The following is a 13,713-nucleotide window of genomic DNA, read 5'->3' as shown; positions in this document are numbered from 1 at the left end:
TCACTATTGGAACCGGTACTGCCTGTACCTGATAAACAACCCGTCAACGCCAACGCGCTTGCGCACATTAACGTCGTCTTAACTAGCCACTGCCCCATATCCTGCCCTTAACGTGCCGATATTTATATTTATTATTTTTATTGTTTTATTCGTGTTGGGTGCGGCGGTGGTTTGGCCCCGCCGCATCCCTTATTTATTCGCAGTCAGCCGTTAGATGATGGCGACATTGATGTCTTGATCTACCAGCAACATGCCTTCGGCACCTACTGAATAGACATCATAAGTCTGACCGTCTGCTCCAACTTCAGTTTGCTCTGTCTTAAGACCGCCTTCGATGTTCAGCGTATCGTCGCTACCACCGCGCACAGTCAGAGTGTTTGAGCCGCTGGAAAGTGCCAACAAGCTTGCCTCATCAATCACAACAGTCGCGTCTTCGGCTGAGATCAAATCGAGGTTCTCGATGTTGAACTCACCGTAAGCTGCGTTAGAGAGATCATAGTCCTCTGTCGCCGCTTTGTCGTTCAACAAGACCAATGTACCCGACGTGTTGCCAGCTTCATCTGTTGAATTGACGATCAGATGTGAGCCGTTTGGAACGTCTTGATCAAACTCGAAAGTTGTCTCTCCCCGCGCGTTTTCGCCCTGCGTTCCTGCAACCTCATGGATGGTTCCAGCTTCGCGAACTTCAGCAACGCTTGTGACGTCAGTGTCGTCGCCGACACTTGTAGTCGCAATCTCGCGGTAGCCATCATTACGACCGTCACCGATAAAGTTAACAACCGGACCATCTGGCGCCTGTGTATCGATCGCAAGCGTTTCGTTGATTTCCGCTTTGTTGCCCACATGGTCAACAGCATTCACGGTAATCGCCGCATCATATTCCCCAGCAGGAATATCTTCTGCCGGGATATTCAGCGACCAGTCACCGGATTTAGAGACCACTGCTGTGTACTCAGCCGACTTGCCGTTAAAGTTGACAGTCACTGTCACGGTAGAGCCCGCTTCCACGGAGCCGCCCAGATCAATGCCCATAGCTGCTTCTTCTGCGTTCACAACGTTATCGGAACCAGCAGAGTTGCTTGTCATTTCAAGCGGGTTAACTTCGGTATCGATATCGACAGTTGCAGAAACCGACTTGGTGTTACCAGCTTTGTCAGTCGCAAGAGCAGAGACGTCAGCCGTATGGGTGCCTTCCGCCAATGCGCTTGCATCGAAGGTTGCGGTCCAGTTGCCTGCTGCGTCTACAGTCGCATTAGCCGTTTTGCCATCCAAAGTAACAACTACAGAGGTAGACCCAACTTCGGTTGTGCCGGTGACTGTCACGTTGCCGTCATGCTCGGACGCGCTGATGATGTTGTCACCTGCGATATCGTCTGCATTCAGGGTGAGGTTGTCTACGCGTGTATCGACTTCAACGCTGTCAGATGCCGAACGGTTGTTGCCGTATGGGTCTGTTGTTGTCGCAGTGATTTTAGCAGTATACACACCAGCTTCGACTTCGGATGCTTTGAAGAACGCTTCCCATGTGCCATCCGCTTTGGTTAGAACATCATGGCTTACGCCGTTCATTGTTACCGTAACAGTTGCACCTGCATCCGCAGTACCAGTTAGGATGACACCGTCGCTGGCTTCAACTTTGTTAACGACATCGTCACCTTCAACCGGATCAGTATCGATCGTGAGTTTGCCCGCTTCGGTATCTACAACGACCGATGTTGTGGCCGTATCAACGTTGCCCGCAGCATCAGTTGCTGTAGCGGTCATTGTCTTGGTGTAAGTACCTTCTGCAACGCTGCCTGCAGGGAAAGTAGCAGTCCAGCTACCGTCTGCGGAAACAACAGCAGTTGCAGTTGCGCCGCCCAGTTCAACCACAACAGTCGAACCTGGTTCGGTCATACCTGTAACGGTCAGCGCTTGCCCAACTTCGGAGCCGCTGATGACGCCATCGGAGCCACCTGTGCTGGATGTGATCGAGAAATCACGCACAAATGTATCAACTTCGAAGGAGCCGGTGCCATTGGCCACGTTGCCGTGGTTGTCCGTTGAGGTAACCGAAACCTCACCCGTGTACTCGCCCGTTGCCAGTTCAGTGGAAGTGAAGGTTGCGCTCCATGTACCCGAAGCAGTTGCTGTGACTGTTTTGGACACAGACCCGATTGTGACAACAACACTAGATCCTGCATCTGCAGTCCCCGTGAATATCGCACCGGAAGTATGTTCTGCACCGTTGATGACGTTGTCACCCACAGTGACAACACCGTCGACCGTTACGGAGACTTCTTCGTTGATGCTGACCGAGTTGACCGTGTCGATGACGAGGGTCTCGGTATAGCTGCTTGAGTTGCCGTAGCTGTCGGTGGTTACCGCAGTAATTGCAGTGGTATACTCGCCTGCTTCAAGCGTGCCTTTTTCCCATGTCAGGCTCCACTCGCCTGTTTCGGAAACAACTGTGCTGCGCACTTCGCCGTCGATTGTGACTTCAACAGTTGCACCTGCTTCGCCTGTACCGGTCAAGGTCACGCCATCTTCGAAGCTAACTTCATTGAAGAAATCGCCCGTAGACTCTGTACCCTCGGTAAAGCCGAGTACCGGTGGTGTTGTGTCGATTTCAAATGACGGGCCATCCAAATCAGTCGTACCACCGTCAGGGTCGGTAACAACCACAGTGGCATCATAGACACCATCTTCGGGAAAGTCTTCGCCTTCGAAAACGGCTTCAAACTTGCCATCATCGTCAATCACGGTTTCAACAACTTTGTCACCTACGGTAACTTTGACTGTATCACCTGGCTCACCACCACCTGTAACGGTCAAAGTTTCCTCAGCGTCATCACCACCGATGACACTATTTGAATCGGCGTCATCAACATACGGCGCTTTCGGACCTGTGTCGCCACCGCCGCCATTACTACCACCACCGTCTTTACCGCCGCCAGCGAGAAGTGCTGCACCGCCGACGCCTGCTGCGATCAAACCTGCACCAAGCAAACCACCGCCACCAAGCATACCAGCGCCAAGCATCGAAACCTGCTCATCGCCACCCAACGGAACACCAGCGATTTCATTGTCGCCAAGGAAGATCAGATCATCTGACGGGCTCCACTTGCCCCATTCAGCTGTTGGCCCGTACTGTGCATAAAGGTTGCCCTGCCCAGCATCAATAAAGCTCACTTCATTGAGGTAGCCGTCAGCCGACACAAAGAGACGGTTCGCTGCGCCACTGTCATTAAAGAAGTTGTCAATCGTCAGGACACGGCCATCACTAAGTGTGACGATCAGCTGATCACCTGAACGAACCTGACTCGCCAGATCTGACTGACGTGCATTAAGGGAAATTTCTTGACCGGCACCAGCCACGATCACCTGATTTGTGGCATCTGCAGAAACAGTTCCACGCTGTAAATCGCCCGCACTTCCACGGACAACGAAATCAATCGTCTTCATCGTTATACCCACTCTACCTCAGAAGCGCCCACTTTGTTGCGGGTCGCTTGGTTATAATTTTTTTATATTCTGCTATCCGGCCCGTTCGAGCGCGCCGTGATTTCACCGTTATTTGGACACATTATTCTGCGGCAATCGCGAAATCCAGTATTTAATTGAGGAAAATTCCCCCCTGTTTCAAATCTGCCGCTTTGTTGCCGCAAACGCACGGTATGGGCCGCAAGCGTCGTAAAAATACTACAGAATCAGACACATTCGGGACATTTGGCGCTCTGCGTTATCGGATAGGTTGTACTCTACCACGCAAGAGATTGTGGTTTTCATGTCTCCAACAGCAATCACTGGCACACAAATAGGCAAATGCTGCATAGCACAAAAAAATGTAAAATTTAATCAGGACAGGTTTGTCACCACATTTTACACGTCTTTTTTGCGGCCTACTACCTCCACTCTATGACAACACCTCCGACATGCCGCGGGCCTGTGAAATGCGGCACTGCGGCGCTGCGTTAAAATCTGCGCAACACAACTTAGAGCCATAGAGCGCAAGGCGATGCCCTACTGCCCATCCCATTCAATTTACCCACTGGCCCTTCGGGTGACGCACAAATCGTGTCCTCAAGAAACAAAAGACAGGTGCTTTGTAAAACGCCCCCTAAGTGCTCTCAACTCCCCTCGTTTCTTGTTGTGCGACTGACACATTGGTGGGGTAATACCCCTTGCGACACACCCTTAAATGCGTAACGTTAAGGCATCACATATATAAAGCAGCGCAATAGACGCTCATTTCCAACTGGGAGATCCTTACCATGAACGAACAACTGACGAAGCTCAGCACACAAGTTGCGAGCGGCGCCTTAACGCGTCGCGAGTTCATTTCACGCGCCGCTGCCTTGGGCGTGACAGCCGCCGTTGCAAACGCGATGCTGTCCAGCACGGCACAAGCCGAAGAAGCCAAACCTGTTGTCGGCGGCACCTTCCGCATGGGTCTGACTGGCGGCGAAAGCACAAGCACACAAGATCCCGCGCTCTGGGCGTCTCACGTCCCGCTGGCAATCGGCCGTCTCTGGGCAGAACCGCTGCTGCGCCAACTCCCAAACGGTGAACTGTCTGGGCTGGTCGCAGAAAGCTGGGAAGGCTCCTCAGACGCAAAAGTCTGGCGCTTTAAAATCCGCGAAGGCATCAAATTCTCCAACGGCCAAGTTGTAACCGCTCAAGACGCACTGCGCACGATGGAGCGCCACTCGAACGAAGATTCAAAATCCGGTGCCTTGGGCATCATGAGAAACATCGAGAGCATGCGCACCGATGGCGATGACATTTTCGAAGTCACGCTGAAGATCGGCAATGCCGACCTTCCCTATCTGCTGGTTGACTATCACCTGATGATCCAACCCGATGGCGGCTTTGACAATCCGAACGCTGCAATCGGCACTGGTGCATACGTCTTGGAAACCGACGAACCGGGTGTGCGCACCACAGCCAAACGTCGCGATGATTATTGGGGCGGCACACAAGAAGAAGTGGCCCATTACGATAACATCGAAATCATTGTGTTGAACGATGCAACGGCACGCACCGCTGCGCTGCAATCGGGTCAGGTGGATGTCATCAATGGCGTTGAACCAAAGATCGCCAAATTGATGGACCGCGCCCCAAATCTGCAAGTACGTAACATTGCAGGCCGTGGCCACTATGTATTCATCGCCCACGTTGACACAACACCGTTTGACAACAATGATCTGCGTCTGGCCCTGAAATATGCGGTTAACCGTCAGGAAATGGTCGATAAAATCTTGCAAGGATACGGCACAATTGGCAACGACATGCCAGTCAACGCAGCCTATCCACTGTTTGACGACACAATCCCGCAGCGCGAATTCAATCTGGAAAAAGCCGCTGAACACTACAAAAAATCAGGTCACGACGGCAGCTCCATCATCCTGCGGACCGCCGATGGTGCCTTCCCCGGTGCCGTAGATGCAGCAGCATTGTACCAGCAGTCGTGTCAGGCTGCGGGCATTCCGCTGGAAATTAAACGTGAACCAAACGATGGCTACTGGTCCGAAGTCTGGAACGTTCAGCCGTTCTCTTGCTCATATTGGAGCGGGCGACCTGTACAGGACCAAATGTACTCTACCGCTTACCTCTCTACAGCAGACTGGAACGACACCCGTTGGAAACGCGATGACTTCGACGCGATGCTTCTAGAAGCCCGTGCCGAGCTTGACCCTGCAAAGCGCAAGGAAATCTATTCCAAAATGGGTCGCATGATAAACGAAGAAGGGGGGGTGATTGTGCCAATGTTCAACGACTATGTCGATGCAATCTCCAGCGAAGTGCAAGGTTATAACGACGATCCAAATGCTTCGTTGATGAACTGGTATGCGTTTAAGAACACTTGGAAGGCGTGATCGGATCATGCACCCCATTGTAACTCTGGTTGCCCAGCGCCTCGCGCTGGGCATCCTGCTCCTCTTCGCCGCGTCCGTCCTTATCTTTGCAGGCACCACGATGTTGCCCGGCGATGTGGCGCAACAAATTCTCGGTCAAGGGGCCACCCCCGAAAGCCTCGCAAACTTGCGCGCAGAGCTGGGGCTGAATGACCCACCCGTGGCCCGTTATTTCAACTGGCTGGGCGGCGTGCTTCAAGGTGACCTTGGCACCGCCCTCACCAATGGCCGCGACATCGCCGAAAGCATCGGCGGACGTTTGAAAAACACCATGTTCCTCGCCTTTTGGGCTGCAGTGGTATCAGTCCCTTTGGCCTTGTTCCTCGGCCTGTTGGCCGTCCGCTACAAAGACAAATGGCCAGACAAACTGATCTCAGCGGTGACATTGACCACTATTTCGATCCCCGAATTCATGCTCGGTTACATCCTGATGTACTGGCTCGCGGTCAAACTGCGCTGGTTCCCTTCTGTCGCCATCCTGAACGACTCCATGAGCTTGCTTGAAAAGTTAAACGCGATTGCCATCCCTGTGATTGTACTTACCCTTGTTGTTCTTGCGCATATGATGCGGATGACCCGTGCGGCGATCCTGAACGTGATGCAATCCGCCTACATTGAGACCGCAGAACTGAAAGGCTTGGGGATGCTCAAAATCATCCGCACGCATGCTTTTCCAAATGCGGTTGCCCCTATTGTAAACGTTGTGATGATCAACATGGCCTATCTGGTGGTTGGTGTTGTCGTGGTTGAGGTTGTTTTTGCCTACCCTGGCATGGGCCAATATCTGGTCGATCATGTGACAAAACGCGATGTGCCAGTGGTGCAAGCCGTGGGTCTCATCTTCGCTGCGGTCTATATCGGGCTGAATCTGGTCGCTGATATTGTCTCTATCATCACGAACCCAAGGTTGAGGCACCCCAAATGATGCGTATTCCTCCCGCCGCCCTTGTTGGGCTCTTCTTCACTTCTGTCTTTTTCTTCTGCGCGATCTTTGCACCCTTTATAGCGCCCTACGGCATGGCCGAAGTGGTGGGCGATGTTTGGGAGCCCTCCTCCTCCGAGTTCCTGCTCGGCACTGACAGCATTGGCCGTGACCTGCTGTCACGTATGATCTGGGGCGGGCGTACAACCATCTTCATCGCCACCGCCGCCACGGTCCTTAGCTTTGTCACAGGGGCCACGCTAGGCTTCTTTGCCGCTGTATCGGGTGGTTGGGTGGATCAGGTCCTTAGCCGCTTTATTGACCTTGTTATGTCGATCCCTTCGCTCATCTTCGCGCTTGTGGTTCTCTCGGTCATGCCAACAACAATTCTCACATTGATATTGTTGATGGGCTTGCTGGACAGCACCCGTGTGTTCCGCCTTGCCCGCGCTGTGGCCGTAGACATAACCGTGATGGATTACGTCGAAGCCGCCCGCCTGCGGGGCGAAAAAATCGGCTGGATCATCTTCCGCGAGACACTGCCAAACGCGCTATCACCACTGGTCGCCGAAGTTGGCCTGCGCTTTATCTTTATGGTTCTATTTGTCTCGACCCTGTCGTTCCTCGGCTTGGGCGTACAACCCCCACAAGCCGACTGGGGTGGCATCGTGAAAGAAAACAAAGAGGGCATAAATTACGGCATTCAAGCGGCGCTTTATCCAGCCTATGCAATCGCAACTTTGTGTATCTCCATCAACCTTGTGGCTGACTGGATTTTAGGCCGCACCACATCACTGAAAGGCGGTCGGGGATGACTGAACCACTGCTCAAAGTACGCGGCCTGAAAATAGGCGCGACGATCTATCCACCGGGTGAAAAATCCCGCGATATTGAAATTGTACATGGCGTCGATTTTGATCTGGAAGCCGGTAAGGTACTGGGCCTTATCGGGGAATCTGGTGCGGGGAAATCAACCATCGGCCTTGCTGCTTTGTCCTATGGACGCGGCGGAGTAGAGCTGACAGGCGGAGAAGTCTGGCTGAACGGGCGCGACATTCTGAAATCGCGCATGGCTGACAAACGCAGTTTGCGCGGCGGCGAAGTGACCTATGTTTCACAATCCGCGGCAGCCTCCTTTAACCCTGCCAAGCGGATCATGGAGCAAGTGACCGAAGCTGCAATCAGCCACGGCAAATTCACCAAGAAAGAAGCCGAAGAACGCGCTGTTGGCCTGTTTGAGAAGTTGGGCCTGCCCGATCCTGAAAACATCGGGTCGCGTTATCCGCATCAGGTGTCAGGCGGCCAGCTACAACGCTGCATGACCGCGCTGGCGCTCTGCCCCCAGCCCGACCTTGTCGTTTTTGACGAGCCTACAACCGCGTTGGATGTGACCACCCAGATTGACGTGCTCAAAGCGATCAAAACGGCGATCCGAGATACAGGTGTTGCTGCACTGTATATCACCCATGATCTGGCGGTTGTGGCGCAAGTGAGCGATCACATCATGGTGCTACAGCAAGGCGCGATGGTGGAATACGGCAGCGTTGATCAAATCATCAATGCCCCGAAAGAAGAATACACCCAAGCATTGGTTTCTGTGCGCTCGATCAAACATGTCGAAAAAGAACCAGGCCAAACGCCCCTCCTGAAGGTGGAAGGCATCACGGCGCGGTATTCAGGGACCAACTTTGATGTCCTCAAAGACATCGACGTGGAATTGCACGCAGGCCAAACATTGGCCGTTGTGGGCGAAAGCGGGTCGGGAAAGTCCACGCTGGCGCGGGTCATCACCGGCCTTTTGCCCCCATCCGAGGGGACATTGACCTTTGATGGCCGCACCCTGACGCCTGATCTGGCAACACGCCCTCTGGACGATCTGCGCGAATTGCAAATGATCTATCAGATGGCCGACACTGCGATGAATCCGCGCCAGACCGTTGGCACTATCATCGGGCGGCCATTGGAGTTCTACTTTGGCCTCAAGGGCAAGGAAAAACAGAAACGTATCCAACAACTGCTGGATGAGATCGAGTTGGGCGAAGGCTTCCAAGATCGCTATCCTGCCGAATTGTCAGGCGGGCAGAAACAGCGTGTCTGTATCGCCCGTGCGCTGGCCGCCAAGCCCAAGCTGATCATCTGTGACGAGGTGACAAGTGCACTTGATCCGCTGGTGGCGGATGGCATCCTCAAGCTGCTGTTGCGCCTGCAAAAGGTCGAGGACGTAGCCTATTTGTTCATCACCCATGATCTGGCAACCGTAAAGGCCATTGCAGACAGCATCGCGGTGATGTTTCAGGGTAAAATCGTGCGCTACGGCCCGAAATCCCAAGTGCTGGCACCGCCATTTGACGATTATACCGACCTGCTGCTCAGCTCGGTTCCCGAAATGCGGATTGGCTGGCTCGAAGAGACAATTGCCACCCGCAAGATGGAAGCTGCGGGCAACTAAACAAATGGCCGCAGGCAAGGTTTCATCCCCTTGCCTGCACCACCCTATCGCGTATGGCGTGCAAAAACCTCAGTCAATTCATCCCGCTTACGGGGACCAGTCAGCGTTTCGACACGGTTGCCTTGACCATCAAACAACATCAAAGTCACATGCTGAACGTTGTGCCGTTGTGCAAACACAGCGCCCTCGGTCCGTGTCACATCAGCAATCAGATAGACTGGCGGCGTGCCTTCCATCCGTGCCAGCGCCTTGCGTGTCTCGCGCTGTAGCGCAGTGCACAGCGGGCATTGCGGATCGTGGATCTGAACCACGGTTGGTTGCCCCTGCCCGATGCGGCTCAGGTCATGTTCCTCAAGTGAACGGTTAAATGACCCAACAGCCCAAATACCGCCTGCACCAAGCACTGCTGCACCGACCACCGCCGCGCCGCCCCATGTCAACAGCCTACGCCGCGTCATGGCTGCCTTGGACGTGTCAGCCTGTTTGAGGGCCTGTTGTTGTTTGCGTTTGTTACCTTTGGCTGCCATTGAAACTCTCCTGCCGATGCGGTCCAGCCTGCCTGCTATCTCAAATCTCTGGAAAAGGGGCCTCACAATTTGGTGTGCTTACCCTTGCGCTACAGCACTGTTTGCCGTTGTGTACGCCCAAACGATAGGACGGGTAGAAACATGGATAAGAAACTTCTTTTGATCATCCTAGACGGTGTTCCCTACCGGAATTGGCGGCGTCTTTTTGGCAATCTGGAGGGTTGGGTGGACAGCGGCGATGCGCGGGTCTGGAAAATGCGTTCGGTTTTGCCGTCGATCTCGGCGTCTTGTTACGCGTCTATCCATACAGGTGTGGCCCCTGCGGTGCATGGCTGTACGGGCAACGGCAATGTGTTCCGCCTCAGCCAGCCAGATGTCTTTGCCCAAGTGCGCAAAGGCGGCGGCATTACCGGGGCCGTCGCTCACAGCTTCTGGTCCGAGTTTTTTAATCGCCATCCCTTCGATTACGTGCGTGACATCGAATATGACGAACCCGACAGCAGCACCATCAACCATGGCCGTTTCCACACGATGACAGGCTATGGCGCGGCCAACCAGATGACCCCCTCTGACGTTGATCTCTTTGCGACACTGTCCAACATGTGCATGCGTTTTGGCCTTAACTATGGTATGCTGCACACCTGCACACTCGACAGTATGGGCCATCGGTTTTTCCACGACTGTCAGGAAATGGATCATGCCTGTTTCGTCATGGACGAAATGCTGGCCCCTTTCATCCCGAAATGGCGCGCAGCGGGCTATGAGGTGATTGTTACGGCAGATCACGGCCAAGACGCACGTGGGCACCACGGCGGACGCGATCCGTTACAGCAAGAGGCAGCGTTATATTACTTTGGTGACGCAGAAGGCCCAGAGGCCGATCAGGTTATTGACCAACTCCAACTTGCGCCAACCATCCTGAGCCGTCTGGGCGCCCCCGTGCCTGACACGATGAAAGCGGGCAGTTTCCTGCGCTAGGGCCTAATACGGCCAGTCGCCCCGCGACAATGCGCTGGCCGCATCTGCCACACGGTCAAAAAACGCCGCCCCGCGCTTGCTCATGGTGCGGGCGCGCAAACAGCCGTGCACCAGACCTGCCTCTTCAAACCAGACAGCTTGGCCGCCCGCCGCAGTGATCGCGTCGCGGTAGGTTTCGCCGTCACTGGACAATGGATCACATTGCGCAGTTACGATCACCGTGGGCGGCAGGCCCCAGAAATTCGTATCGTGCAGAGGCGCAAACCGCGCATCACCCACCGGTGGCACGGCCCCGCCTGTTCGCACGGTTTTATAAAATTCCATATCGCGTGTGTTCAACTCGGGCGCATTTGCGTGAGTGATATAGCTGCCACGTGTGGGATCCCCGCCCAACCCCGGATAGATCAGCACCACGCCAGCAATGCGGTCACGTGCATGATGGGTCACCGCAGCCGCCAGATTGCCGCCCGCACTGTCTCCCGCCATCAGGATTTTACCTGTGTAGGTTTGGGATATGGCATCAAAGGCTGATTTTGCATCGTTGTAGCAGGCAGGAAACACCGTTTCAGGCGCCAGCCCGTAATCAACCGAGATCACCCGCGCCCCTGTCCGCGCACATAGCTCTGCACAGACGTCATCATGGCTGTGCAAGCCCCCAACGACAAACCCGCCGCCGTGGTAATAGATCAGCGTTACATCCGATGGGCCAACCTCATAGCGACGACACGGCACGCCGCCATAGGGTTCATCCCATGTTTGTACGCCCTCAGGGCGACCCGCATGAAAGGCGGCGCACATATCGTCATAGACTGCACGCTGTTGAATGATCGTCAAATTGACCGCATCGGGGGGATAGAACTCTGCCCCCCGCGCGATATAGGCCCGCACCTCGTCATCGAGGAGCAGGCTATAGTCTGTCACGCTCACACAGCGTCCCATTGGTTGATGAAGTCGCCCAGCACTGCGCCAACCGCAGTTTGATCCGCGCCATTCATTGCGATCATCGCAACAAGACCCCGCTTTTTATCATCAATCACATGATCCACACGCGCAGCTACGCCCGCTTTTTCCAATGCCCCGTCAAAGACACGGGTGATCGCCATGCGCCGCAGATCGGGTTTAAAGATTTTACCCACTGCGGTCTTGGGCAGCTCGCTCATGATGGTCATGTGCTTTGGATGCGCAGCTTTTTCGTGCACGTGCTTTTTAGCAAATGCCAACAGCTCTTCTTCGGTCACCGTGGCACCGCCTACCAGCTCAACAAAGGCGCAAGGCACTTCGCCGGCATGGGCATCAGGTTGGCCAATGGCCCCCGCGAAGGCGACAGCCTCATGGCCCAACAGGGCTTCTTCGATCTCGGCAGGGTCGATGTTGTGACCGCCGCGAATGATCAAATCTTTTGCGCGGCCCGTGATCCAGATATAGCCATCCTCGTCCTTGCGGCCCAGATCACCTGTGCGCAAGAATTTGGTGTCATAGTAGAGGTCTTTGTTTTTCGCGGCTTCTGTATAGGTATTGCCCGCAAAAACACCGGGGTTCGAGACGCAGATTTCGCCGATCTCGTCAACGCCTGCGTCAATCGGTCCGTCAGGCGTGCCTTTGATGATGCGTACCTTGGTATATGGGAATTCAACCCCGATGGAGCCGACTTTGCGCAGGCCATCAACTGGGTTACATGACACCAGAACCGTCGCTTCGGTCAGGCCATAGCCCTCAACGATGGTGATGCCAGTGGCTTTTTCAAACCGCTTGAACAGTTCTTGCGGCAACGGTGCTGAACCTGAAAACGCCGTTTTCACTGTGGACAAGTCTGCATTGACAGGACGCTGCATCATTGCCGAAATGGCGGTCGGCACTGTGATAATAAAGGTAACTTTCCAGCGTTCGCAGAGCTTCCAGAAATTATCAAACACGCCTTCACCGCGATACCCTTGCGGCGTTGGCAAGATCATATGTGCGCCCGAATGCAGCACGCCCATAAAGACCGAGTGGCAGGCCATCACGTGGAACAATGGCAGTGGGCAAATCGCAACGTCATTTTCAGTGTAGAGCAGGCGGTTCGCCGTCCAACCGTTGTAGATAACTCCAGAATAGAGATGCTGCGCCACTTTGGGCATACCCGTCGTGCCACCCGTGTGGAAATAGAAGGCCACGCGGTCTTCTTGCGGGTCTTCAAACTGCAAAGTTTTCGGCTGCTTGTCCATTTCGGCGTTAAAGTTCATGTAAGTCGCATGGTTTTGCGCGCTACGTTTCGGGCGAACCAAAGGTACGATCAGCTTTTTCAGCCCCGTCAGGTAGCGGTGTAAATCCACTTCCAGAACCGTCTTCACATTCGGAGCAAGCGCTACAGCCTCGGCGGCTTTGTCAGCGATGTCCGCCTTAGGGAACGGGCGCAGGGTGACAACCACCGTGGCATTTGTCTCGCGCAGGATCGCACCGATTTGCTCAGGCTCCAGCAACGGGTTGATCGGATTAACAATACCTGCAATTGCGCCACCAATCAGCGTGATCGCTGTTTCATTGGTGTTGGGAAGAATGAAGGCCACGACATCTTTGGGGCCAATACCTAGGCCACGAAAAAGGTTCGCCGCTTGGACGGATTTATCGTGAAACTGCTGCCATGTGAGTGTTTCTGCGAAATCCGTAGGGCCAGACAACAATTGGTAGCTGACGGCTTTTCTATTTGGAAACTTGGCTGTTGTCGCTGAAAGCATGCCATAAAGCGTTTTGTGCAAATCGCGGTCTTCCCACGCGCTCTCTGCTTCGATTGCATCACGATCCGCAATACCTGAAAATCCCATTTTTCTTCCTCCCGAGTGCTACCGCTTTTGCGGTTAACGTATTTGATACTCTACGATGACGTCCTCGATGCCATACATCAAGCAAACGATAGGCCAGAACGCTGCATTATTCGGAAGATTGACCCAACGTCAACGTGAT

Annotated in this window: 9 protein-coding genes; 5 read left to right on the top strand and 4 right to left on the bottom strand. The window is 54.2% G+C overall.

The annotated features are described in order from the left end of the window. Positions 1 to 210: 210 nt before the first annotated feature. Positions 211 to 3,444: an Ig-like domain-containing protein gene (locus tag GGR95_RS05325; RefSeq protein ID WP_184563538.1), complete on the bottom strand. Its 3,234-nt coding sequence runs from the start codon at positions 3,442 to 3,444 to the stop codon at positions 211 to 213. 809 nt (positions 3,445 to 4,253) lie between these two features. Between GGR95_RS05325 and GGR95_RS05320 the strand changes: the two genes are divergently transcribed. Genes GGR95_RS05320 through GGR95_RS05305 form a run of 4 tightly spaced genes read left to right on the top strand, consistent with a single transcriptional unit; the run spans position 4,254 to position 9,268 of the window. Next, the gene (locus tag GGR95_RS05320; protein WP_184563536.1) at positions 4,254 to 5,858 is read left to right on the top strand and encodes an ABC transporter substrate-binding protein; all 1,605 of its coding nucleotides are present in this window, start codon (positions 4,254 to 4,256) and stop codon (positions 5,856 to 5,858) included. 7 nt (positions 5,859 to 5,865) lie between these two features. After that, a complete protein-coding gene (locus GGR95_RS05315; protein ID WP_184563534.1) occupies positions 5,866 to 6,822 on the top strand; it encodes an ABC transporter permease in 957 nt (318 codons plus the stop codon). Further along, entirely contained in the window at positions 6,819 to 7,634 is an 816-nt protein-coding gene (locus tag GGR95_RS05310) for an ABC transporter permease (protein WP_184563532.1), read from the top strand. The genes GGR95_RS05315 and GGR95_RS05310 overlap by 4 nt, the downstream gene beginning before the upstream one ends. Further along, positions 7,631 to 9,268 (top strand): ABC transporter ATP-binding protein, encoded by a 1,638-nt coding sequence (locus GGR95_RS05305; RefSeq protein WP_184563530.1) that lies wholly within the window; start codon positions 7,631 to 7,633, stop codon positions 9,266 to 9,268. The genes GGR95_RS05310 and GGR95_RS05305 overlap by 4 nt, the downstream gene beginning before the upstream one ends. Before the next feature lie 44 nt (positions 9,269 to 9,312). Here the strand turns inward: GGR95_RS05305 and GGR95_RS05300 are convergent, their stop codons facing one another. After that, positions 9,313 to 9,795, bottom strand: a complete 483-nt coding sequence (locus GGR95_RS05300) for a thioredoxin family protein (protein WP_184563527.1) — start codon at positions 9,793 to 9,795, stop codon at positions 9,313 to 9,315. 141 nt (positions 9,796 to 9,936) lie between these two features. Here GGR95_RS05300 and GGR95_RS05295 point away from each other — a divergent pair, with 141 nt between their 5' ends. Then, the gene (locus GGR95_RS05295; protein WP_184563525.1) at positions 9,937 to 10,773 is read left to right on the top strand and encodes an alkaline phosphatase family protein; all 837 of its coding nucleotides are present in this window, start codon (positions 9,937 to 9,939) and stop codon (positions 10,771 to 10,773) included. Positions 10,774 to 10,776: 3 nt separating this feature from the next. Here the strand turns inward: GGR95_RS05295 and GGR95_RS05290 are convergent, their stop codons facing one another. Together GGR95_RS05290 and GGR95_RS05285 are read right to left on the bottom strand one after the other, a co-directional pair. Further along, positions 10,777 to 11,712 carry an alpha/beta hydrolase gene (locus GGR95_RS05290; RefSeq protein WP_221384707.1) on the bottom strand — a complete coding sequence of 312 codons (936 nt, stop codon included), beginning with the start codon at positions 11,710 to 11,712 and terminating at the stop codon, positions 10,777 to 10,779. Then, a complete protein-coding gene (locus GGR95_RS05285) occupies positions 11,697 to 13,574 on the bottom strand; it encodes an acyl-CoA synthetase (RefSeq protein ID WP_184563521.1) in 1,878 nt (625 codons plus the stop codon). Before GGR95_RS05285 ends, GGR95_RS05290 begins: the two co-directional genes overlap by 16 nt. Between the last annotated feature and the right edge of the window lie 139 nt (positions 13,575 to 13,713).

Source organism: Sulfitobacter undariae (assembly GCF_014196805.1).
Classification (GTDB): domain Bacteria; phylum Pseudomonadota; class Alphaproteobacteria; order Rhodobacterales; family Rhodobacteraceae; genus Sulfitobacter; species Sulfitobacter undariae.
The sequence above is the reverse complement of the archived record's forward strand: the minus strand, read 5'-3'. Positions and strand labels throughout refer to the sequence as shown.